Annotated in this window: 21 protein-coding genes and 2 pseudogenes; 11 read left to right on the top strand and 12 right to left on the bottom strand. The window is 67.3% G+C overall.

Going from position 1 to position 21,497, the window contains the following annotated elements:
* Window positions 1-348 precede the first annotated feature (348 nt).
* Window positions 349-1,638, bottom strand: a complete 1,290-nt coding sequence (locus QQK49_RS18700; RefSeq protein ID WP_284305298.1) for a Fic family protein — start codon at window positions 1,636-1,638, stop codon at window positions 349-351.
* Window positions 1,639-1,783: 145 nt separating this feature from the next.
* Between QQK49_RS18700 and QQK49_RS18695 the strand changes: the two genes are divergently transcribed.
* The 5 genes and pseudogenes from QQK49_RS18695 to QQK49_RS18675 form a co-directional block, all read left to right on the top strand.
* A complete protein-coding gene (locus QQK49_RS18695) occupies window positions 1,784-2,278 on the top strand; it encodes a helix-turn-helix domain-containing protein (RefSeq protein WP_284305297.1) in 495 nt (164 codons plus the stop codon).
* Window positions 2,257-2,637, top strand: a complete 381-nt coding sequence (locus QQK49_RS18690; RefSeq protein WP_284305296.1) for a hypothetical protein — start codon at window positions 2,257-2,259, stop codon at window positions 2,635-2,637. The genes QQK49_RS18695 and QQK49_RS18690 overlap by 22 nt, the downstream gene beginning before the upstream one ends.
* A 223-nt stretch (window positions 2,638-2,860) precedes the next feature.
* Window positions 2,861-4,930 carry a DEAD/DEAH box helicase family protein gene (locus QQK49_RS18685; protein WP_284305295.1) on the top strand — a complete coding sequence of 690 codons (2,070 nt, stop codon included), beginning with the start codon at window positions 2,861-2,863 and terminating at the stop codon, window positions 4,928-4,930.
* Window positions 4,912-5,547 (top strand): sigma-70 family RNA polymerase sigma factor, encoded by a 636-nt coding sequence (locus QQK49_RS18680; RefSeq protein WP_284305294.1) that lies wholly within the window; start codon window positions 4,912-4,914, stop codon window positions 5,545-5,547. The genes QQK49_RS18685 and QQK49_RS18680 overlap by 19 nt, the downstream gene beginning before the upstream one ends.
* A gap of 130 nt (window positions 5,548-5,677) precedes the next feature.
* A pseudogene (locus QQK49_RS18675) lies at window positions 5,678-5,810 on the top strand (ISL3 family transposase); the annotation flags it as partial.
* On the opposite strand, the gene QQK49_RS18670 reads toward QQK49_RS18675, so the two are convergent.
* Window positions 5,791-6,252, bottom strand: a complete 462-nt coding sequence (locus QQK49_RS18670; RefSeq protein ID WP_284305293.1) for a MerR family transcriptional regulator — start codon at window positions 6,250-6,252, stop codon at window positions 5,791-5,793. The pseudogene QQK49_RS18675 and the gene QQK49_RS18670 overlap by 20 nt on opposite strands.
* Before the next feature lie 92 nt (window positions 6,253-6,344).
* On the opposite strand from QQK49_RS18670, the gene QQK49_RS18665 reads away from it, so the two are divergent.
* Together QQK49_RS18665 and mcrC are read left to right on the top strand one after the other, a co-directional pair.
* Entirely contained in the window at window positions 6,345-8,594 is a 2,250-nt protein-coding gene (locus QQK49_RS18665; protein ID WP_284305292.1) for an AAA family ATPase, read from the top strand.
* On the top strand, window positions 8,561-9,643 hold the full coding sequence (gene mcrC, locus QQK49_RS18660; protein ID WP_284305291.1) for a 5-methylcytosine-specific restriction endonuclease system specificity protein McrC: 1,083 nt from the start codon (window positions 8,561-8,563) through the stop codon (window positions 9,641-9,643). Before QQK49_RS18665 ends, mcrC begins: the two co-directional genes overlap by 34 nt.
* Window positions 9,644-9,785: 142 nt before the next feature.
* Here the strand turns inward: mcrC and QQK49_RS18655 are convergent, their stop codons facing one another.
* Entirely contained in the window at window positions 9,786-11,027 is a 1,242-nt protein-coding gene (locus QQK49_RS18655; protein ID WP_284305290.1) for a hypothetical protein, read from the bottom strand.
* 703 nt (window positions 11,028-11,730) lie between these two features.
* On the opposite strand from QQK49_RS18655, the gene QQK49_RS18650 reads away from it, so the two are divergent.
* Both QQK49_RS18650 and QQK49_RS18645 read left to right on the top strand, forming a co-directional pair.
* Window positions 11,731-12,003 (top strand): hypothetical protein, encoded by a 273-nt coding sequence (locus QQK49_RS18650; protein WP_284305289.1) that lies wholly within the window; start codon window positions 11,731-11,733, stop codon window positions 12,001-12,003.
* A 91-nt stretch (window positions 12,004-12,094) separates the two neighbouring features.
* Window positions 12,095-13,486: an IS1380 family transposase gene (locus QQK49_RS18645; RefSeq protein WP_284305288.1), complete on the top strand. Its 1,392-nt coding sequence runs from the start codon at window positions 12,095-12,097 to the stop codon at window positions 13,484-13,486.
* Window positions 13,487-13,778: 292 nt separating this feature from the next.
* On the opposite strand, the gene QQK49_RS18640 is transcribed toward QQK49_RS18645, so the two are convergent.
* The 4 genes from QQK49_RS18640 to QQK49_RS18625 form a co-directional block, all read right to left on the bottom strand.
* Window positions 13,779-14,105 carry a type II toxin-antitoxin system PemK/MazF family toxin gene (locus QQK49_RS18640; protein WP_284305287.1) on the bottom strand — a complete coding sequence of 109 codons (327 nt, stop codon included), beginning with the start codon at window positions 14,103-14,105 and terminating at the stop codon, window positions 13,779-13,781.
* Window positions 14,102-14,287: an antitoxin MazE family protein gene (locus QQK49_RS18635; protein WP_284305286.1), complete on the bottom strand. Its 186-nt coding sequence runs from the start codon at window positions 14,285-14,287 to the stop codon at window positions 14,102-14,104. The genes QQK49_RS18640 and QQK49_RS18635 overlap by 4 nt, the downstream gene beginning before the upstream one ends.
* Window positions 14,288-14,479: 192 nt before the next feature.
* The gene (locus QQK49_RS18630) at window positions 14,480-14,854 is read right to left on the bottom strand and encodes a hypothetical protein (protein ID WP_284305285.1); all 375 of its coding nucleotides are present in this window, start codon (window positions 14,852-14,854) and stop codon (window positions 14,480-14,482) included.
* A 94-nt stretch (window positions 14,855-14,948) separates the two neighbouring features.
* Complete coding sequence (locus tag QQK49_RS18625) at window positions 14,949-15,578, bottom strand: TetR/AcrR family transcriptional regulator (protein WP_284305284.1); 630 nt, start codon at window positions 15,576-15,578, stop codon at window positions 14,949-14,951.
* Between the two features lie 77 nt (window positions 15,579-15,655).
* Between QQK49_RS18625 and QQK49_RS18620 the strand changes: the two genes are divergently transcribed.
* Entirely contained in the window at window positions 15,656-16,156 is a 501-nt protein-coding gene (locus QQK49_RS18620; RefSeq protein WP_284305283.1) for a hypothetical protein, read from the top strand.
* 85 nt (window positions 16,157-16,241) lie between these two features.
* Here the strand turns inward: QQK49_RS18620 and QQK49_RS18615 are convergent, their stop codons facing one another.
* A complete protein-coding gene (locus tag QQK49_RS18615; RefSeq protein ID WP_284305282.1) occupies window positions 16,242-16,478 on the bottom strand; it encodes a hypothetical protein in 237 nt (78 codons plus the stop codon).
* Window positions 16,475-17,089 (bottom strand): TetR/AcrR family transcriptional regulator, encoded by a 615-nt coding sequence (locus QQK49_RS18610; RefSeq protein WP_284305281.1) that lies wholly within the window; start codon window positions 17,087-17,089, stop codon window positions 16,475-16,477. The genes QQK49_RS18615 and QQK49_RS18610 overlap by 4 nt, the downstream gene beginning before the upstream one ends.
* A gap of 88 nt (window positions 17,090-17,177) precedes the next feature.
* On the opposite strand from QQK49_RS18610, the gene QQK49_RS18605 reads away from it, so the two are divergent.
* A complete protein-coding gene (locus QQK49_RS18605) occupies window positions 17,178-17,759 on the top strand; it encodes a hypothetical protein (RefSeq protein ID WP_284305280.1) in 582 nt (193 codons plus the stop codon).
* Window positions 17,760-17,896: 137 nt separating this feature from the next.
* Here the strand turns inward: QQK49_RS18605 and QQK49_RS18600 are convergent, their stop codons facing one another.
* The 3 genes and pseudogenes from QQK49_RS18600 to QQK49_RS18590 form a co-directional block, all read right to left on the bottom strand.
* The gene (locus QQK49_RS18600) at window positions 17,897-18,625 is read right to left on the bottom strand and encodes a methyltransferase domain-containing protein (protein ID WP_284305279.1); all 729 of its coding nucleotides are present in this window, start codon (window positions 18,623-18,625) and stop codon (window positions 17,897-17,899) included.
* 202 nt (window positions 18,626-18,827) lie between these two features.
* Window positions 18,828-20,062: pseudogene (locus QQK49_RS18595) on the bottom strand (alpha-hydroxy acid oxidase).
* A complete protein-coding gene (locus QQK49_RS18590) occupies window positions 20,059-21,429 on the bottom strand; it encodes an MFS transporter (RefSeq protein ID WP_284305278.1) in 1,371 nt (456 codons plus the stop codon). The pseudogene QQK49_RS18595 and the gene QQK49_RS18590 overlap by 4 nt, the downstream one beginning before the upstream one ends.
* Window positions 21,430-21,497 lie beyond the last annotated feature (68 nt).

The raw sequence follows: 21,497 nt of genomic DNA, 5'->3' as shown, positions 1-21,497 counted from the left end.
TCCTCATCGGTCGTTCAAGGTAGTCCTTGATGCAGCAGCGTGAGTAGACGGACGCTCGACTCACCGTCGCATGGTGCTCCGGCGACACGGAGCCGAAGTGCCGAAGATCCAGCGGTGGCTCACTGAGAAGATGCCGGGCCCCTTGCCGCATCAGGAGGCTGCGGTTGTCCTCGTCATCCACCAGCAGAGTGGCGCGACCGTCGGGGATCTCCGCAGCGAACTCGGCCGGGACTCGGACGATCTCCGATCGACACTCTCCTCACTCAGGGACGCCGGGATCGTCCGCGTCAACGACGGCCGGTACCGGGGATCTGTCGTGCACCCGGCCTGCGGCGCCGGCGGTTCCGGTCATGTCTGCGGCCGTGCCGGGACGGGGCGCACGGGAGGGGACTCGCGGGTGTCGAATCGCGTGCTGGCGAGTCGTCGTTCGGCGACGGTGATCAGGTCGAGGAGGTCGTCGGCGACGAAGGCGCGGGCTCCTCGTGCGATGGATCTGGTGGAGAGGATCTCAGCGGCGGCGAGCTCGTCGAGTGCGGCGGACGCCGCTTTGGGGCTGACGTCGAAGAGGTTGGCAGTGGTCCTGACGGTCAACACTGGCGCGGACGGGAGCGCGTCGAGGATGTGGGCTGTCGTGGAGTCGGATCGCAGAGCACGTCGACGCCCTTGGGTCTCCCGGTGGTCGATGAGCCGCTGTTCCCAGTCGGCGCGCACCTCGTGAATGTCGTGGATGATGCGGCGTGATTGGTCTACGGCGTCGTCCGCGGCTTCGACGAACATGCTGACCCACGCGCTGATGGCGGCGTCTTCCGTGCCGGCAGCCGAGGCCTGCTCGAACCGATAGTCCGTCAGCCCGCGGACGTACTCCTCCTTTCGTGTCGCCAGAACCAGGCTGATCGGTAGGACAGCCGTGGTCGTCAGCCCACGTCTAGTGAGGACGGTATGGATGAGGGCGCGGCCGACGCGCCCATTGCCGTCACTGAAGGGGTGAATCGTCTCGAACTGGGCGTGGACGACGGCTGCTTGGACCAGGGGCGAGTCTGCGGCGCCTGATGCGTAGTCGAGGAGGTCGGCGACGAGCGCGGGGACGTGCTCGGCGGCCGGGGGGACGAATTCTGCGTCGAGGGGATGGTGGTCGGCGCCGCCGATCCAGTTCTGGCGGGTGCGGATGCCGTGCAGTCGTGATTCGTCGGCGAGGAGGGCGGCGTGCAGTCTCTCCAGGTTTGCGGCCGTGATGGTGTCGGTGTCGGCCAGGCGGCCGGATGCTTCTTGAACGACGGTGAGGTTGTTGGCGACGAGTCGGGCTTGGGCGCTGAGTCCGTGCACCTGCTCGCTGCTGCTCAGTTCGGCCAGAGCGACCTGCTTGGCCGACGGGGCGACGCCTTCGATGCGGGACGACGCGATGGCTTCGGACCGAAGGAGGAACCGCGCCACCGAGGAGAGGACGTCAGCGTCGGGGCCGTCGAGCGAACGGATACGGCGCTCGACCTGGGCGATTCGTCGCGCCAGCTCCCGCTCGACGAGGCGTGGCCGATCCACGAGAAGGTCAGGCTGGTACCACCGGTATTCGCCCGATCGGCGCTCGCGGCGGGGGACCCCGGTCACATCGGACTCCCAGCAGGCCGGGTGCCACTGGCCCATGGCGTTTTCCTTCCGCTCCGACGGTTCTGTAGAACTTTAGACCGATAAAGGTGGCTAGAGGCGCACCTGGGGGAAGGACACCCAACCACAGACCGACATTGAGTACTCATTGAGCACTCTGTAGTCTGCGTCTATGAATGAACGGGTGAAGCAGCGCGTCGCCAAGGGTCTTACTCAGACAGAGGCAGCTCGGCGGGCCTCGGTCAGCCTCGCCACGTGGCGGCGGTGGGAGGCCGACCCTTCATCGGTGCGGGAGAAGACTGCGAGCAAGTGTGAGCAAATGCTGGTCGGCGGTGTAGCGGCCGGCATGGGCGACGCGGCGCTCAGGGGCGTTTTGACGGCCTGGGGTGATTCGCCGCGCTTGACGCCGAGGCAGGCGTGGGCGTTGTCGGCGACGCTGGGCACATGGAGTGACCTCTATCTGAAGCCGTGGATCGCTGAGCCTCGGGACCCGCTGCATGACGTCAGCCCCTTCTGTCAATTCGATCTGCGGGTGCTGGTGCTGGTCGGCGAGAACAGGGCTTGGGTCGAGGGCGTGCGTCGGCGGTGCGATGTGCTGGCTGAGGAGATCGAGCAGGGGTTCTGCCCTTCGACCGGCCGGGTCCGTTCATCGACGAAGTGCTCATCGCTGCCGCGCTGACCGAGGCGCCGGACATGCTCGAGGATGAGATCGAGCTGTTCGAGGGCATTCCGCCGCGCGCGGCGGCAACCGACGACGAGGAGTATCTCCTCGGTGACGACGAGTGGGGGCTGGTCTCGGACATGTTCGACAACGATTGCCGCTGGGGCGAGTGGGAGATTCCCGTGCGAGACGGCCACCCACTGTTGCCTGCCCTCCTGCTGGCCCGCCCGCCTCACACGTGGTTCGACCCGGCCCCGCCGGATTTCGATGAGTCCCTGGCCGCGTGCCTCAGGCGCATGGCCGGTACTGAAAGTGCTGGTGCTGCGAGTCCTAAACAGTCTGCCGTGACCAATGTCGACCATGATTATGGTTGCTGATTGGTTGTAGCCGTCTCGATCGGCAAACGTTTGGCGGGCCTAGGTCGACCGCATGCTGCCACAGCTGATTCCCGCTCCCGCTTCGAGCGCGCGGAAGGTCCATGCCTGTGTTCGCCGCTGCCGCGTTCGGTAACCGGATGAGAACGCCCGGAACCTGGCCGGTGCTATCCGGGCGATCACCCGTGGAAGGGACGCTTCGGTAACACCGCGGCCCGTCGCCTCGATGATCTCGCTGTTGGAAGGGAACATGAACGTGGATGCTGAGAGCCGCCAGGACTCGGTCGACGCAATGTTGGCCGATCTGGCTGCCCGCGAGCAGGACATCCTCTCGGCTATCAGCGCAGCCCAGACGTCCCTCGAACTGCTGAGGCGCAGCCGTGACGAGCTGCTCGCCGCGCAGAGTGCCGACACATCTGTGTCGCGCGCACCTGCGATGCCACCGGTGGGAACGTTGGAGGACCTGCCGCTGTACCCGTGGCAAGAGGAGGCGATCACAGCATGGAGAGACGCCGGCGATCATGGCATGGTCGAGGCCGTCACCGGTGCGGGAAAGACGCGCGTGGGGATCCATGTCATCGCAGACGCCCTCCGGCAAGCGAGGCGGGCGGTCGTGCTGGTCCCTACCTTGGTGTTGCAGTCGCAGTGGCGGAGGGTGCTCCAGAAGAGCTTTCCGGATCATGCGGTTCGCACGGACTACGCGCGGGACGAGTGGCATGTGCTGATCACGACGCCGCAGTCGTTCAATCGACGATTCTTCGCCGACCACGCGGAAGGCGCGCTCCTCGTCGCCGATGAGTGTCATCGTTACGGGGCACCGACCTTTGCCCGCGCACTACTCCCGGGGTTTTCCGGCCGTCTCGGCCTGTCGGCGACCGCTCGCCGCGGTGACGACGGAGATGGTGCTTTGGCGGCGTATTTCGGGGGCATCGTCTTTCGGCTGGGGTACGGCGAGGCTCTGGCCGCTGGGGTCATCGCCCCGTACCGAATCGCGTTCGCCGGTGTGGATCTTGCGCCACACGAACGACACCGTTACGACGAGGCCGGCGAGCGGATGCGAAGAGCTCGGCGGAGACTGGTGTCCCAGTTCGGCTTCGACGACTCCGAAGGCATGGCATTTCTCCGGGCCGCGCAGGCTGCGGCCGAGAGGCAGACGGCCGCGATGTACGTCGCGAAGGTCTACTTGCAGGCCTTCAGTGAGCGGCGTTCGATCCTCGCCGGCTGTTCCGGGAAGACCCGCGTGCTGGCCGCTACCAGCGACGTGATTCGAGGGCGCCGGGGAACCCTGGTCTTCACCCAGACACGCGAGTCGGCGGATCAGGCGGCGCGAGTACTGATCGAGCGGGGGTGCCGGGCGCAGAGTGTCCACGGGGAGTCCTCTGATGAGGAACGCGAGGAGAATCTCGTTGCTCTCGGTTCGGGTGACATTGCCGCTCTGGCAGCCCCGCGGGTCCTCGATGAAGGGGTCGATGTTCCAGACGTCGATCTGGGTTTCGTGCTGGCCCGAAGCCGGAGCCGCCGCCAGATGATCCAGCGGCTCGGGCGTCTCGTGCGGCGCAAGTCGGATGGGCGGTCGGCGACGCTCGTGGTCGTCTTCGCGAATTCGACATCCGAGGATCCCCGGTTCGGGGACGAGCCTCCCGAGTTCGACGAACTCATGCCGCACGCTTCTGAGGTGCTGGTGAGCGATCTGGAACGGGACGGGGTCGATGACCTCCTGGCCTTCCTGCAGGGACAGCCGGTACCGGTGATGCCGAGGGAGCCGACTCTCCTGCCGCCGCCAGAAGAGGCGCACGCGAAGGATGAAGAACTTCCGGCCGTCCCGCCAGCAACCGATACCGGCTCCGTCCGTACCGCGCCGTTCCCCAGGGTGGGGACGGAACTCTGGGACGACGAGACCCCAGTCCGGAGCAGGAAGAATGGTCGGCCGTCGGACGCAGACGACAGATCATCCGGATTCGTCGTGGACGAGAACGATGCGGACGCGGCGCCTGAACGCCTCGCCGCCTTTGATGGTCCGGCGGACCCGCTCAAGTACTACCTGAAGCGGATCGGGAGGGTACCACTGCTCAATGCCACGCAGGAGGTCGAGCTTGCCAAGCGCATCGAGGCGGGGCTTTATGCCCGCCACCGGCTGACCGCTGGAGATTTCCCCCACAGGCGAGCGGCCTCTGAACTGCGGCTTATCGCGGAGGACGGCCAGGACGCCAAACGGCGGATGATCGAGGCGAATCTCCGTCTCGTCGTGTCCCTCGCCAAGCGGTACACGGGCCGGGGGTGCTGTTCCTGGATCTGATCCAGGAGGGAAACTTGGGGCTCATGCATGCTGTCGAGAAGTTCGACTATCGGCAGGGCAACAAGTTCTCGACGTACGCCACCTGGTGGATCCGGCAGTCGATCACTCGGGCCATCGATGATCAGTCCCGGGTTGTGCGAGTTCCGGTACACGCCCTGGAGGACGCGCGGGGGGTCGACCGTGCTCGACGCGCGGAGAGTCTGACGTGGCGCGAGGTCCTTGCCAACCCGGGACGCTTGGGTGGCGATTGGACGGACAAGCAGGTCAAAGCCGCGCGTGAGACATTCCTGCCCGTCTTCAGGATCGACGACCTTCCCGAGGACCGGCCCGAACTGGTCGCGCAGGATCCCACCAGCGCCCTCGTCGATGCTTCCGGCCCTGCTTTGCTCTTGCGGCTCATGCAGGACTGTCTTGCTCGAACGTCCCGAGATGGCCGTCTGTGGACAGTGTTGGAGCTTCGACACGGCCTGGGTGGCGGTGAACCGATGACTCTGGAAGAGGTCGGTCACCTCTTCGGCGTGACGCGCGAAAGGGTGCGGCAGCTCGAGGCGAGGGCCATCAAGCTCATCCTCGAGGATGAGCTTGTCAGGGCCTACGCGTGGCAGGTGGGCGCCTGACGTGATGTCCGCGCTTGTGGGCGTACGGACGCTGGTAATTCGCGCCTCGGGCGACCTGGCCGGGGCGCGGAGGTGACTCCACGAGCGCCGGCGGCGAGCCCGTCTAGGCATCGCCACTATCAGCAGCGGAGTCCCCACCGGCCTGGTCGAGGTCATCACGCCGAGACGGTCTTTGAAACGCCGCGCCGAGGACGTCTTCGCCTGCTCCGACCGGCCCGGCATCCAACGGGTCTACTGCGGCCATCAACGGACGCCTTGAGAACCAGCCTCCACGACCTGCATCGTCCATGCCCTGTAGCCGCTCTTGACCCAGTTGATGGGGTCTTTGCCCCACTCGATGACCAAGTGGTCACGCTGATCGGCGAGGATGTCCGTCTCCCGCAGGTCGAAGTAGCGGTCGGTATCGGTGCGCTCGGTTTCGAGTTCGCCGTGGTTCTCGTACACCGTGTACAGGCGGGCACGGTTGCCGGTGTCCGGGATGAACACGATCCACCAGCGGGGCGGGTCGGCCGGGAATTTGCCGCCGGTGAGGAGTTGTCCGCGTGTGTAGGCGCGGACGGCGTCGGGGGTGACGTCCGCGGCGCTGCGCAGCCCGTCTGCCTTGTAGGCGTGCCGGATGACGAGGACGTCCTCGGGCACGAAGTCGGCGTCCTCGAGGATTTCGCCGAGGTATCGACGGGGCCGTACGGGTGGTGGCGTGGTCATACACCAAGGATCGGGAAATACCCCGTGCGGCTGAAGGAAAGGGTGCCCCCCGCGCCCGGACAGCGGCGGGGACGGTAGCGGAGACTGGGATCATGCAGTCGGACATGGACCCCACGCAGGCCGCGGCCCTGGCACGCTCCCGGCCGGAACCGGACATGCAGATCGCCCGCGAGGTCAGCGGGCTGATCTCCCACATGCTCGGCGACGGGCGGTCGACGATCGATCCGGAGACCGTGATCTGGACTGCGGAAGCCGCCGAGGACCTGCGGGCACGGGTGCAAGACAACCCGATCATGGGGACCGAGAGCGGCCAGTGGGACAAGTTCGACGTTCAGCTCGCGGGCGCTCCCCGCGCGGTGGTCCTCCTGGCCGCGGAGCTCGTGTTCCTGCGTGAACAGCCTGTCCGGGCGGCGATCCCGAAGACCCGACGCGAGCACGTCGAGCGCGTCCTCGCGCCCCTGGGTGAAACGGTCCATATTCCTGAGGCCATGTCCGCGAGTCTCCAGCGTCCGTCGGGGGAGGCGGGCTTCAATCCCGGGCAGGCGTACAACGGCGCGCTGTGGAAGCACATCATCTGGGCGGCCACGTTCGTCCGGCATTGGGCGAACCTGCCCGAGCCCGACCGCGAGGCCGCTCGACAAGACCCCTGGCAACTGCAGCGACAGATGCTGGCCGTCGACTCCGATCAGGCGGACATCCGCAATGCGCTGCAGTTTCTCGCCGCGCCGGATGCGTTCGAGCCCATCTCGTCGGGCCAGATGAAGAAGCTGATCCGGGATGGACTCAGGAACCGGATCGGTGGCGGTTCCGGCGACGGCCCCGACGCTGTCGACCGCGACCTGTATGCGATCCGCGGAGTGCTGGCCGCGGAGAAGCAGGGTACCTTCCACTTCTGGTCCCCGGGCGTCGACGAACTGTGGCGCAAAGCACCGGCCTCGCCTGGCGACGAAGAGCAAGACGATGATGAACAAGGCGGAGGGGGACAGGAGCCGCGCGAGACGCACTACTGGCTCTACTCACCCGGCGAGAAGGCGTTCGCATGGCCCGAGTTCTCCGAGAAGGGGCTCATGGGGATCGGCTGGGACGGCGTGGGGGATCTGGCACAGTTCTCGTCCCGAGAGGCCATCCGGCAGGCATTGGACCCTGATGGTTCTGGTGGATCGATGCGAAACGTCGTGCTGGCGCTGTGGCAGTTCCAGCACGAGATGACCGAAGGTGACGTCGTCTTTGCCAAGCGTGGTCGCAGCGAGATCGTCGGCCGCGGGGTGGTGACATCAGGTCCGCGCTACGAGCCCGATCGTGCGGAGCACCGTCACGTTCGGTCGGTCGAGTGGACGCACAAGGGCTCGTGGCCACATCCCGGGGACGCCGCCATGAAGACTCTGACCGACATCACCCGGTATCACGACTACGTCGACAAGCTGGAGGCTCTGGTGGTGGGCCCGGAGGACGAGCATGAACCTCCCAAGCCTCCCCCCACGCCTCCCTACGACAAGGGGAGCTTCCTCAGCGAGGTCTACCTGCCCGAGTCGGGATACAAGCGTCTGTCTTCCCTGCTGCTGCGGAAGAAGAACGTCATCTTGGCCGGCCCGCCGGGGGTCGGGAAGACGTTCGCGGCCAAGCGGCTGGCGTATTCGATCATCGGCGCGAAGGACCCGAGCCGGGTGCAGGTGGTGCAGTTCCATCAGAGCTACTCGTACGAGGATTTCATGATGGGGTACCGACCCACGGAGTCGGGCGGGTTCATGTTGGCGGAGGGGCCGTTCTACCGCTTCTGCAATCGTGCCGCTGACGACCCGGAGCACTCGTATTTCTTCATCGTCGACGAGATCAACCGCGGCAACATCTCCAAGATCTTCGGTGAGCTGCTCATGCTCATCGAGGCAGACAAGCGTGGGCACGAGCTGCGACTGCTGTACAAGAACGAGACATTCTCGGTGCCGCCGAACGTGTTCCTCATCGGGATGATGAACACCGCCGACCGCAGCCTGGCGGTGCTCGACTACGCGTTGCGCCGGCGGTTCGGGTTCTTCGAGATGCGCCCCGGTTTCACCTCCGACGGCTTCACGGCATGGCAGAGCGAGGCGGGCAGCCCGACGCTGGATCGCCTCGTCGAGACGGTCGTCTCCCTCAACGCGGCCATCGCCGACGACCCGGCGCTCGGCCGCGGCTTCGAGATCGGCCACAGCTTCTTGTCGTGCCCGACGGACGTCTCGGTGGACGACAGCTGGTTGTCGTCGGTCGTCGAGGACGAGCTCATCCCGCTCCTGGAGGAGTACTGGTTCGACGAGGCGGCCCGGGTGCAGGAGTGGTCGTCGAAGTTGCGGGCTGCGGTGCAGTGAAGGACCGCTCGATCGTCATCCGGAACGTCTACGTGATGATGGCGTACGCCTTCAGGGCGCTCCGGGCGACGGATTCGGGGCCTGCCGAGACGGAACGCTTCGACCATCTGCACGACTTGTTCGCGGAGATCCTGGCCCAGGGGTTGTCGGCTCAGGTGAAGCGCGGGCTTCATCATGACTACCTGCGCCGTGAGGAGCAGCTCCTCGGGGTCCGTGGCCGCATCGATGTGAGTCGAACCGCCATGGGTCGCGCGGTGTCTCCGGGGAGCGTTGTCTGCTCTTTTGACGAGTTCGAGCCGGACACACCGCTGAACCGCGCCTTGAAGTCGGTCGTCGTCCTGCTGCTCCGGCGCGGTCAGGTCGGGCCGGCCCGCAAGGAAGCGCTGCGTCGCCTCTTGCCGTACCTGGAGGCCGTCACGCTGATCGCACCGTCGCAGATCCAGTGGAGTCGATTCAGCTATCACCGTGCCACCGCGTCGTACCGGATGCTGTTGGGAGTGTGCGAGCTGGTGGTGCGGGGTCTGCTGATGACCGAGGAATCGGGCGACGCCGTCTTGTCGGGGTGGCTCAATGACGAGGCGATGAGCACCCTGTATGAGCGCTTCATCCGGGAGTACTACGCGTTCCATCATCCGGAGCTGTCACCGGCTGCGCGGGCGGTCGAATGGGATTACGACAGCGAGGCCTCGTTCGGGGTCGAACAGTTGCCGGCCATGCGCACCGACGTGACCCTGCGCGGTCCGGACCGTGCCTTGATCATCGACGCGAAGTACTACGGCACCTCGATGCAGTCCGGGGCCTACGGCAAACTGAGCGTGCACTCGGCGAACCTCTACCAGGTCCTCGCGTACACCAAGAACGCCGACCGCCAGGGTGACGGCTCCGTGAGCGGGATGCTCCTCTACGCCAAGACCGACGCCACGACGCAGCCCGATCTCGACGCCGTGATCCAGGGCAACCGTATCGGCGCCCGGACTCTGGACCTCGGCCTGCCGTGGGCTGCGCTGCGCGAGGATCTGGAAGGGGTTCTCACCTGGCTCAGCGCGTGAGAACCCGCCCGCCTCGGGCACGCGACACGTGTCGGACGTGAGGCACCCATCCCGCCACCGGTCAACCAAGCAGCACCCGCAACACACCTGCCGCACGTGTAGGAACTTTCGCCCTCGTGATTCCGTAGTACGGAGGAATCCGCTACTGCCCGGCCTCGCCGCGGGGCAGCTCGCGGGATTTGCGTACCCGGGGGACAGCGCGAAGCGAACGCGCCGTGCCCCGGACGCGGTTGCCCGCGGTATCGCCGAACCGCCGGAGGGCGTCGAGCTGGTCGGTGCTTCGCTCGACTGCTGCATCGCGCAGGTCAGCGGCGGCAGCAGCCCAACGGCGTGCTTCGATCGAGCTGTCGGCGGCGTCGAAGCCCAGCTTGCTGCGGAGTAGGGCGACGTCGGCGACCATGCTGTTGGCCGACGTGACGATCCCGGCCGCGGTTCGGGGATGGAGGAGCACCTTGCCGTTGGCGTCCTGCGCCGCCGCTTGCATCGTGTCCGCGACGCGGTCGAACAGAGCGGCGACGCCGGCGATCTGCGATTCTCGGACCGTCTGAAGTGCCCGCCGGTGCTGCGGGACGTCTTCGGGGGCGGCGTCGAGGACGCGTTCGATCTCGAGGACGCTGAGGGAGTCCTGGAACAGAGTCGTCTGGGCGAGCACCGCCAGCCACTCACGCATCTCGTCCCGCGCGGCCTTCACCGCATCCGACCGCGCCGAGAAGGAGTCCGCCTCCCGCACCTGCTCGGTGAGGTGCTCGATCTGGCGTATGGCATAGGCGCGTCCGTGGGCGAGGCCCATGGGTGCGCTCTGCAGCTTCGACCACGTGATGTCGGAGACATACCCCACCTCATCGCGGATCGCGCAGGCCTCCTCGATGAGCATGCCGACGCCGATGAGGTCGGCGAGGATGTCGTCCTTCTGGCGTCGGAGTAGGTCGTCGAGTTTGGCGTCGATGACGACGAGGTAGTCGCGCAGTTCGGAGATCGCCTGCTGCAGCGCCACCTGCGCCATGACACCCGCCGCGCCACCAAGAACGGCGGGGTTGGCCAACATTGCGGGGTTGGGGACGAACTCGGCGTGACCCGCGATCTGCCCCGCTGCGTTCCGGAACACGCCGGTGGCGTTCCCCGTCGTGGAGCTGATAGAAAGCCCCATCTCGGAGACCTTCTGCGCCGACTCGGCCGTCAGCTGCACCCACCGCCCCGATCCCGCCGCCAACGCGGCGCCCCCGTGCAGACCCGCCGCCGCCAGACCGGTCAACCGGGTCATCGCCGCCGAGTCGAGCGTGCGGGCACGCCACCCTTCCGCCTCGACGAGACGCTCCACATCCTCAGCCTCACCGATCAGGAGGAGCCCGTCCTCACCACGGATCGCCTGCACGTCACCGGTCATGTCGATTCCTTCCGCGTCCCTGGACCCCATCGGGCGGAGGCGTCCGGCGTTACGTGCGGCCGGTTTGCGATCCGCAACGCCAGTCCCCGAAGACCTTCCAGCAACCTGACTGCTGGGTACCCTCTCGGGCTAGTTCCCAAAAAAACCACCCACGCCGCCCTGAGCCAGGTCATCGCTGACCTGAGGGTCAGGTGGAAACCCGTCGTGGCGACCCCACCCAGGATCGTCTCGGCTGCTTGCGGTGAAATGCAATGAACAGCATGAGCGTCTTGGTCACGAAGGCGCTTTTTCTATCCCCCGTACCGGAGCTGGCCGCCCAGGGCCGAATGTTCTTCTCAAGACGTGCATGGTCGGGCGGAAAAGTCCTCACCAGCACCGACGCGCTCTTGGACCACTTGTACGTGGTGAGGGTGGCGGTGAATGCCCGACGCTGCTGGTCGTGCGCGTTGGCGCCGACGAGAGTTCGGACTCGGGCGGGCCGACCCTGACCACGAGGAAGGTGAGCAGGTCGGTTGGGATGCCGCCGGAGGCAGAGGCGGGCCGTCTCGATCGAGATGGCAGCGCTCAACCGGCACCCTTCGCGAGAAGCACGGGGTTGCACCCAGGGTCGTTCGACTTCTTCCAGCCTCCAGACAACGCATCCCCTTAGGTTAGTGGCTATCGGAGTTACGCTGTTGACTAGTGGTTCGTGAGGGGGTGAAACGTGCCGATCGTCTTCGAGAAGCTCAACGAGGGCAACGAGGTCGTGTGGGCCAAGGGCAGACATCCTGACCGTGTCTACGCATATCGCAGCTTTGTCGCCCGATGGGGACGAGACGCAGGTCACCCATCCCGCTACGTATACAAGGTCTTCGACGAGAAGAAGGACCTCGATGAGCCAGAAGAGTGGGATTGGACGGGGTACGTGGTGAGCACAACCCCCGGCGGCAGGAAACAATTGCGGCTAGCCCGGATCGTTCACGAGACTCGGGTGTGATCGGCGCGTAGAAGCACGGAAGTGCCTGTCCAGCAGGGGAAACTTGGGTTTGCGACGACTCAAGATCTCCGAACCGGAAGGCACTCCGTAGGTGAAGCGTACTTCGTGGTCTACCGGCTTGTCCGTGACCTCCGATGGTGTCGGCGTGGTGGCCCATGCGGGCAGCGTCGCCACCCGCCTTCTGGCCGACCGGGTCGGCCTCACGTCCGAGTTGTCCAAGGTGATGGTCCGCCGCAACTTCGTCCCCGGTCACGACCGCGGCAGGGTGCTGACCGACGTCGCGGTGATGCTCGCCGACGGCGGGGAGGCGATCGCCGACATCGACGTGCTGCGCCACCAGTCCAGCGTGCTGGGCCGTGTCGCGTCGGCGCCGACGGTGTGGCGGGCACTGGACGAGGTCACACCTGGCCGGTTGAAGAGGATCCAGAACGCGCGGGCGCGGGTCCGCCGCCAGGTCTGGTCCCAGCTGCCTGACGGCGTCCCGGCGAGCAAGGTCGCCGGGACCGATCTTGACGATCTGATCGTGCTCGATACCGACGCGACCATCGTGATCAGCCACAGCGAGAAGGAGAACGCGGCGGCCACGTTCAAGCGGACCTTCGGGTTCCACCCACTCGGGGTGTGGTGCGACAACACGAGTGAGTTCCTCGCCGCCAAGCTCCGCGCTGGCAATGCCGGCTCGAACACCGCCGCCGACCACATCGAGGTCCTCACCGACGCGATCGCGCAGATCCCCGGCACGCACCGCAAGAAGCTGCTCATCCGCTCCGACGGCGCGGGCGCATCGCACAAGCTGCTGGACTGGCTTACCGAGCAGAACCGGGTCCGTGGCCGCAGCGTGGAGTACAGCGTGGGTTTCGCGGTCACCGAGAAGATCCGCGACGCCATCGACCTGGTCCCGAAGAAGGTCTGGACCCCGGCACTGGACGCCGACGGTGGGATCCGCGAAGGAGGTGACGTCGCCGAGCTCACCGGGCTCTTGGACCTGAGCAGCTGGCCGACCGGAATGCGCGTCATCGTGCGCCGCGAACGACCCCATCCCGGCGCCCAACTGTCGCTGTTCGAGGAACGTGACGGCTGGCGCTACCAAGCCTTCGTCACCAACACCACGACCGGACAACTGGCTTTCCTCGAGGCCCGGCATCGGGCGCACGCTCGGGTCGAGGACCGGATCCGGCACGCCAAGGACTCGGGGCTGGGGCGGTTCCCGTCGCGGGAGTTCGAGATCAACCGGGTGTGGCTGATGCTGGTGCAGATCGCTGCCGACCTGACCGCATGGACCCGGCTCCTCGCACTGACCGGAGACGCGAAGTCGCTGGCGGCGTGTGAGCCGAAAGCGCTGCGCTACCGCTTCCTTCACGTCCCAGCCCGGCTGACTCACAGCGCCCGCCGACGACGCTTGCGGATACCCGAGTCGTGGCCATGGGCGGCCGCGATCGTCGCAGTCTTCGCCAACATCGCCGCGATCCCACAACCCGCCTGACCCCCCGTCCGCCCACGACATCACGACCCGGAGAACCGCAGCCCGGCAGCGCCAGCCGGCCCAACGTCGTACCCGCGCACCGTCATCGACTCACCCCACGCAGCGATGCCGTCGTCGGCACCGTCATGAAAGACCGGGGCTAACCGGAGCCTCGGCATCACCCCCAGCCAGGGGATTGCCTGAGATGCCCAACCATCATCAGAACCCCCATGCCCGTCCCCGCACCGGCAGACGGCTCCGCAGCGCCGCTACTCCCGGGCAGACTGCCGCCCAGCGTGCCGCCCTCTGGGGCTCAGTTGCCGAAGCCGAGGAAGACCAACAGTCGGCGCTCGAACTCGACGAGGGTAGTAGCTTCCAGTCGACCGATCACCAAGTGCGCGTTGCTGCGCCGGACCGTGGTCACTTTGTCCACCATCAGGTAGGAGTCGCGACTCAGGCCGCTGTGCTCATCGGCCCGTACGAGCACGCGAAGTAGCGGGGCCTCCACCTCGGTGGTGGTGAAGGGGCAGACGGTGAGTGAATCCGTCGCGTCGAACCTGTCGTCTTGAACGATGAGCGCCGGTCGAGGCTTGCCGGCATACACACCGCCGGCCACGGTGACAATGTCGCCCCGTCTCATTCGTCCCAGTCTTCGGAGATCGCCTCGATGAAGTCCATGTCGGTGGCGGCCCCCGCAGCCGCCGCGACCAGTGCCGACTGCCGATGAGCTTCCGCAGCGAACTCGGGCGCGCGCACATCCGGAACCCAGATCTGGACAGGACGGAGTCCCTGCGCACGCATCCGCGCCCGGTACGCGCTCACGCGCTCACGAACAGACATACCAAAGAAGTTACATGTAACGTCCGCCCTGGGCAAGGCATGCGCTCATGCCGTTGACAGAGCGACGAGACCTCACGTTGTCGAGTTCAGTTCGAGCGCCGCCCTGAGATCTGCTTCCGGGTTCCCTTCAGGACATCGAGGGCAGGACCCTGCCGCGTGCTGATCGCATGCGCGTCACAGGGCGGCCGAGGTCGCACCCAGAAGGGTGATGAGTCCGAACAGCCACACCCCTGGGTTCCGGCGTGGCGGCAGGCCTCCCACCACGGTGATCCCGATGCTGAGTGCCCAGATCAGCGCGCTGAGGGTGGGGAGGAAGACGGCCAGGTCCGAATGCTGCCCTCGCACTGCGACGACGGCGAACCCGACGCCCATGGCGAGCACCACCAGGCTGGTCACATGCCAGCAGAAGTAGGCCAGCCATCTCGCCTGCGTCGGCAGATCGTCGGAGTCGAGGAGGGGCCTGGCGACCTGCGGACCACCTATGAAGACATGGCCGAGAAAGGTCATGACACTGACGGCGGCGGCCGCCCATGCCAGCGATGTGCTCATGATCGCGGTCCTCGCTTCTCGGTCCATCGTCGACGATGGCCCATCCCACCATGGGAGAGTTCGTCTCCGCACCGCACGCGAGTGCGGGCCGCCTTCACGTGGAGGTGGCCCCCGCTGAGAAGTCGTCGAGGATCGCGGTGGACGGGGCAGGGGTTCGGAGGAGGACCAGGAGCTCGCGTCGGAAGTCGTCCAGCACGTCGGCGCGGGGCGTTCCCTCGGACAACCGGCTGAGCAGCATCAGGTGGCCCAGGTAGGCGGCATAGACGAGCCGAGCGCGGGTCCGGGCGGAGTCCGGCGGCAGGCCGAGGTCGCGAAGAAGCCGGTCCACGTAGTCGATCCGAGCGGAGTGGACCTCATCCACGACCGGGCCGACCAGTGCACCGAGAGTCTCGTGTCCGGCGGCGGCGATGATGGCGTGCTCGAGGCGCTCCTCGCCCGGCGTCGTGGAGTGCTCGAGCAGGGACTCCAATCGTCGGCGGGGCTCGATCGCCTCCACCTCCGTGATCACGCGCGCCGTCGCATCCTGCCGCCAGTGGTCGAGCACGGCCTGCAGCAGGGCGCCGCGGTCGGCGAAGTGCCAGTAGAAGCTCCCCTTGGTGGCACCCATCCTGCGGGCCAGGGGCTCGACGGCCAGAGCGTCCAGTCCGCTCTCGGCCACGACCTCCAGGGCGCCCTCGATCCAATCGGTGCGGCTCAATCTGGGTTTCGTACGGGTGCCGGGCATGCCTTGCAGATTACTGTACGGATGCGTATGGTTCAGATCGACCGTCCCATACGCACCCGTACGGTAGGTGGGCGGCGATGTCCTCTCGCTGGACCACGAGAACCCTGACCGGCATCCGCAACGTCCACGAGCGCACGACCCCAGGGACCATCGACCAGGCCGGGGGAATCATCGCCAGGCTGGCCGACCGTGACGGCTCGGTGTGGCCGGCCGACCGGTGGCCGCCGCTGGTGCTCGATCGCGGCCTGGTCGTGGGTAGCACCGGTGGACACGGTCCCGTGCGTTATCGGGTGGACGAGGTCGCCCCCGACGGCACCGGGGTCCGATTCGGCTTCACTCCCGATGCGGGCCTGACGGGCCACCACGAGTTTCGCGTCGAGGGCCGTGACAACGGCTTGCTGTGGCGGCACGTGCTGGTCCTCGAACGGCCGGGCCGAATGATCCAGGTCGTCGTCATCCCGCTGCATGACGCCCTGTTGGAGGATCTGTTCGACGGTGTCGTGGTGGAGCTGTCCGGTCGAGGGCTGACTCGAGCGCCGTTCCCCTGGTCGGTGGGCTGGCGCCGGCGTCTCGCCTGACCGCTGGTCGCCCCTCCGGGGTTCGTGATCCCGGGCACCGCGCGGTCGGTGCCCGGGCAGGTGTGTGGAAACTGGGAGAACCCCCTCACATCCGGTCGTGGCGGGTGGCTCGCCAGATCGCGGTGACGATCACGAACAGCAGCGCCGCCTGGCCGATGGCGATGACCGCGATGACGGGCAAGGGCAAGGAACTGCCCGGGATGAAGTAGCTGCGCAGGTAGTTGGCGCCGAGCAGCACGATCAGGTAGATCCACCATGGCGCCCACTTGTGTGAGCTCGTCTGCTGGGTTGAGGTGGGGTCTGTGCGCGTGGGGTCGGTCATGATGATGTTCCTTCTTGCTCGGGCCGCCCCTGGTCGGGCAGCAGTACGCGGTGGATGGTGGCGCCGGCCTGATCGCGGCTGATGAGGCCGGGCGTCGTCAGCAGTTCGAAGGTCAGCCCGTCGATGACGGCATTGAGATGCGTCACCTCGGAGTCGACGTCGGTGTCGGAGGGTCTGAGCCCCAGGTGGATCAGATCGATGACGACCGTGGTCAGGAACTCGCGGACGGCCCCGGCCTGCTCCGTCACGATCCGAGCCAGAGCAGGGTCATGACGGCCCTTGGTGACGAACGTCATCCAGATGCCCAGCTCTCGCTCGGTGTCATCCCGCAGTGGCATGAGCTCACTCACCATCGCCACGGCCCGCCGAGCCAGATCGGGCACTGTCGCGGCGTCACGGATGCGCTCCTGGACGCGGTCGGCGAGGCCGGCCATCGCGAACTCGTGCAGCCCGGCCTGTGTGGAGAAGAAGTACCGGATCGAGCCCGACGACAGTCCCGTCTCGGCGATGACGCCTCGTACGGACGCGGCCTCGAGCCCGCCGTTCTCCAGCAGTCGCCATACCGCTTCGACGATCTCGCGTCGTCGTTCCTCGTGGTTCACCCGTGCCATGAATCGAAACTAGCACGGCCGTGCTAGTTTGGGAATCGGCGGGATCGAGCCTCGCCGAACACCTCACCGAGAGTTGGGACAAGACGGCATGGGTACAGCATCGACACGAGCCGCGCGCATGGCCACGGCATGTACTCTCACCGGCGTTCTCGCCCTGGCGGGGTGCGGCCCCGGCGAGCCGGTCGACGGCGGCCCGGCTGTGCGGGAGGCGGCCCGATCGGCAGGCGGTGACCTCGACCCGTGGCTGGCGAAGGTCTGCGGGGCCGTGGGATCCGTCAGAACCGTTGCCGACGAACGAAATCAGCTCGACTGGCAGGACGTCTCGGATCGAGGCAAGGCAGCTGAGCTGGTGACACACCTGCGACGCGTGGACGCCGAGATCGGCACCGCTCTCACCGTGTTGGATTCCGTAGGCGCGCCTCCTGTTGAGCGCGGTGACACGGTCCTCACCGAGCTACGCGAGAGCTTCACAGAACGGCGGGACGCGGTCACCGACGCCGCCGAGTTCATCGAGGGTTCCGCTTCTCGGATCGACCCGTTGGCACCGGCCCAGGTGGCGAGCGCCGCGCAGGCGGCCTACACCGCAGCCCCTCGCCTCGCTCGGCAGATCGAACGTCGACGCGAGCTCCGAGACGCCTACGCCGCCAACCCGGCCTGCCGGGACCTGTAGCAGCGTCCGACGGCCCACGGCGATCCGCTGATGCGGGCGGCCCACGCCTCAGACCGGTTACGTCGGCGCCCACCTCGTGGAGGTCGCCGAACCGCCACTGGCCGTCCTCACCGCCCGGCGCTGACAACCTCAGAGTGTCAGCGCTTCTCGAGCGCGAAGAAGGACGCCGTTCCGCCCTCCTCGGCCGGACTGAGACCGTACTCGGCCGCTTCGTCGCCGATCTGGGCGCGGCTGAGGACGCGCCACGGGTGGCTCGCCCTGCGCTGGTCCAGGACCTCGCCCACTGCGTCCGTCAGGGTCCATTCCATGGTCCACACCACGTGAGCGTCGTCCACGGGCTCCGCTTGTCCCCGCGTGGCCACCCGGCGCTCGCCGATCTGCACCGGCCCGAAGTCCGTCCACGGGATCGTCGTCACCGCATCCGGGGGCTGCAGGGAGATGACGAAGCGGCCACCAGCGCGGAGTCTGTCGCTCGTCGCGGCCCACAGGGCTGTCCGCGTGACGTCGTCGAGGTGGCCGATGGCGTTGAGCATGACGACCGCGCTCCAATGGTCCGGCAGCTCGTTCAGGGCTTGTGGCAACGGCGACGCGATGACGGTCGTCCGCGCCATGAGGTCCGGGTCGGCCGCGACCGTCGTCATCAGCCCGGCACGCATCGAGGCCGATGGTTCCACCGCGAACAGGCGCTCGGCCCCCAGCCTCCGCAGGAGCGGCAACCCGGTGCCCACACCCGAGGCGATGTCGACGATGGCGCCGCCCTCGATCCGACCGAGCAGCGACCCCACGACGCTGTCGTTGTCGTCCTGCCAGGACGCCACCAGGGCCGCATACCATTCCGAGTTCGCCGCGTAGCCGTCGTCGCTCATGCCCAGGGACACTAGCAGTAGTGAAAACCGATCTTATTAATGCGTAGATGTCTCCTCATTCCCGCATCCGAGGAGACGCCAGGGCCCGCGGCATCGACCAGGAGACGGCCCCACGTAGGCCCGCCTTCATGCCGAGCACGTCGATCCCGGGCGATCTTCGCCGCCGGGATCGACGCGCCGCTCTCAGGGAGCGGTTGAGGTCTCAGCGCCACCGCGCCGCGGCGTCGGCGTCGAGGACGACGTCGTCCGGAGTCAGGTCGGCAACGCTGGGCACACCCATGAGCTGCAGCGTCACGGCCATCTCGCGGGCCAGGATCTCCAGACACCGCTCCACCCCGGCCTGACCGCCGGCCATCAGGCCGTACAGGTAGGCGCGGCCGATCATCGTGAAGTCGGCCCCGAGGGCGAGGGCCGCGAGGATGTCGCCACCGTTGGTGATGCCGGAGTCGAGCACGATCGTCGGGTCCGGCCCGACCGCCTCGCGCACCGCCGGGAGCACCCGCAGCGGTACCGGAGGCCGATCCAGTTGCCGGCCGCCGTGATTCGACAGGTAGATGCCGTCGACTCCGTGATCGACGACCCGGCGTGCGTCGTCGACGGTCTGGACGCCCTTGACGACGAGGGTGCCCGGCCAGGCCTGCCGGATCCAGGCGAGGTCGTCCAGGGACAGGGTTGGGTCGAACATCGACCCGATGACCTGGGAGGTCATGCTGGCCGAGTCGGTCAGCGTGGCGAACCGCAGCGGCTCGGTGGTGAGGAAGTCGAACCACCATCGTGGGCGGTAGGAGGCATCGAGGATCGTCCGTGCGGTGAGCTGCGGCGGGATCGTCATGCCGTTGCGCACGTCGCGGTGTCGTAGGCCGCCGGTGGCGGTGTCGACGGTGACGAGCAGGGCGTCGTACCCGGAGGTACGGGCCCGTTCGAGCAGGGCGAGGGACAACTCGCGCCGGTCCCGCCACAGGTACAGCTGGAACCAGCGCCGCCCGTCGGGTGCCGCCGCGGCGACGTCCTCGATCGAGGTGGTGCCCATCGTCGACAGCGCGTACGGGATGCCGAACCGGGCCGCCGCTCGCGCTCCGGCGATCTCACCCTCGGTGTGCATCATGCGCGTGAATCCCGTGGGCGCGATGCCGACCGGCAGGGTGCTGCGTCGACCGAACACCTCACGGGACAGGTCGAGGGTCCCCACGTCGTTCAACACGTGGGGGCGCAGCTCCAGGTCGCGAAAGGCGTTGAGGTTGCGGCGCATCCCCTCCTCGCTGCCGGCAGCACCGTCGACGTAGTCGAACGCGGCACGGGGGTGACGCGCCTGGCGATCCGGCGCAGGTCGGCCACGTCGGCAGCACGTCGGAGTCGGGCACCGGTGCGATCCAGAGTCGGTGGGGCGACGTTGACGAGAGCCCGCAACTCACCGACCTGAGGGAGCCGACGCTTCACGATGCCGCCCCGGGGGTCACGGCCGCGTCCCGGGAGTCCTCCTCGGTCTCGGCGTGCGGGGAGTCGGCCTTCCCCCGCGCCAGGACCACGGCGAGGATCGTGACGGCGAAGCACACGGCCAGGAAGCCGGCCGCCAGGTGGATGCCGCCACCCGCCGCCGCGATGAGCGCAGTCGCGATGAGGGGCGTGTTGCCGGCGACGATCGCGCCGTTCAGCTCGCGCGACATCGCCACTCCCGAGAACCGGTAGCGGATCGGGAACAGGTTGGTGAGGAACGCGCCCTGCGCCCCGGAGGTCATGGAGAGCACGACGCCGTAACCGAAGCACAGCACCAGCGTGGCGATGAGCACGTTGCCCGACTGCATGGCGAGGAACAGCGGGTAGGCGTAGAGCATGCCGATGGCCGCGCCGATCCCCATGATCCGGCCGGCGCCGAAGCGGTCCGCCAGCCACCCACCGACCGGAGAGCCGACGACGCCGAACAGGGACGCGATCGACACGGCGAGCAGGGCCGAACCCCGGGGCATGCCGGCGACCTTCGTCATGAACGACAGGGAGAACGCCGCGAGGATGTAGTTGTTCGCGTTGTGGCCGGTCACAGCGAGGAACGCGGTGATGACGTTGCGCCACGACCCGCGCAGCAACTGCCCGACCGGAACGGCCTGACGGCGGGCCTCGCTCTGGCGGCGGGCGACGTGGGCGAACTCCGGGGTCTCCTCCATGCGGTTGCGGATGTAGAGGGCGACGAAGAACAACACGGCCGAGATCAGGAACGGGATACGCCAGGCCCACCCGAGCAGCACCGGCGTCGGCAGCCAGGAGACGGCGAGGAACGCGAGCGTCGCGAGCAGGGTGCCCGCCGGCGGTGCCGACAGGACCAGCGCGGTGAAGAAGCCGCGCCGACGCACGGGGGTGAACTCGGCGACGACCGTCATCGCTCCGGCCAACTCCGCTCCGGCGCCGAAGCCCTGCAGGAGGCGGAACACCACGAGGAGGATCGGGGCCCACACCCCGATCGAGGCGGCCGTGGGCAGCAGGCCGATGCCGACGGTGGCGGCACCCATGAGCACGATCGTGAGGATCATCGCGGGCTTTCGCCCGAAGGTGTCGCCGATGTGCGCGACGATCAGCCCGCCGAGCGGCCGGACGACGAACCCGACGGCGAACGTCGCGAACGCCGCCATCTGAGCAGCGGAATCGATGCTGCCGGGGAAGAAGAGGGGACCGATGATCAGGGCTGCCGCGGCCCCGTAGAGCGCGTAGTCGTACCACTCGATGAGGGTGCCGACCATGGAGGCGAACAGGGCTCTGCGCGCTCCCGGGGACAGGTCCCCGCGGACATCGCGTGACTGCGGGATCGAGGACATGGGTGGTCGCTCCTGACGAGTGGATGACGGAGATATATGTTTAGCATCGTGACCGGGATCACGGAACC

This window comes from Mobilicoccus caccae (assembly GCF_030161635.1).
GTDB classification, from domain to species: Bacteria; Actinomycetota; Actinomycetes; order Actinomycetales; family Dermatophilaceae; genus Mobilicoccus; species Mobilicoccus caccae.
This window is presented reverse-complemented; position numbering and strand designations above follow the sequence as displayed.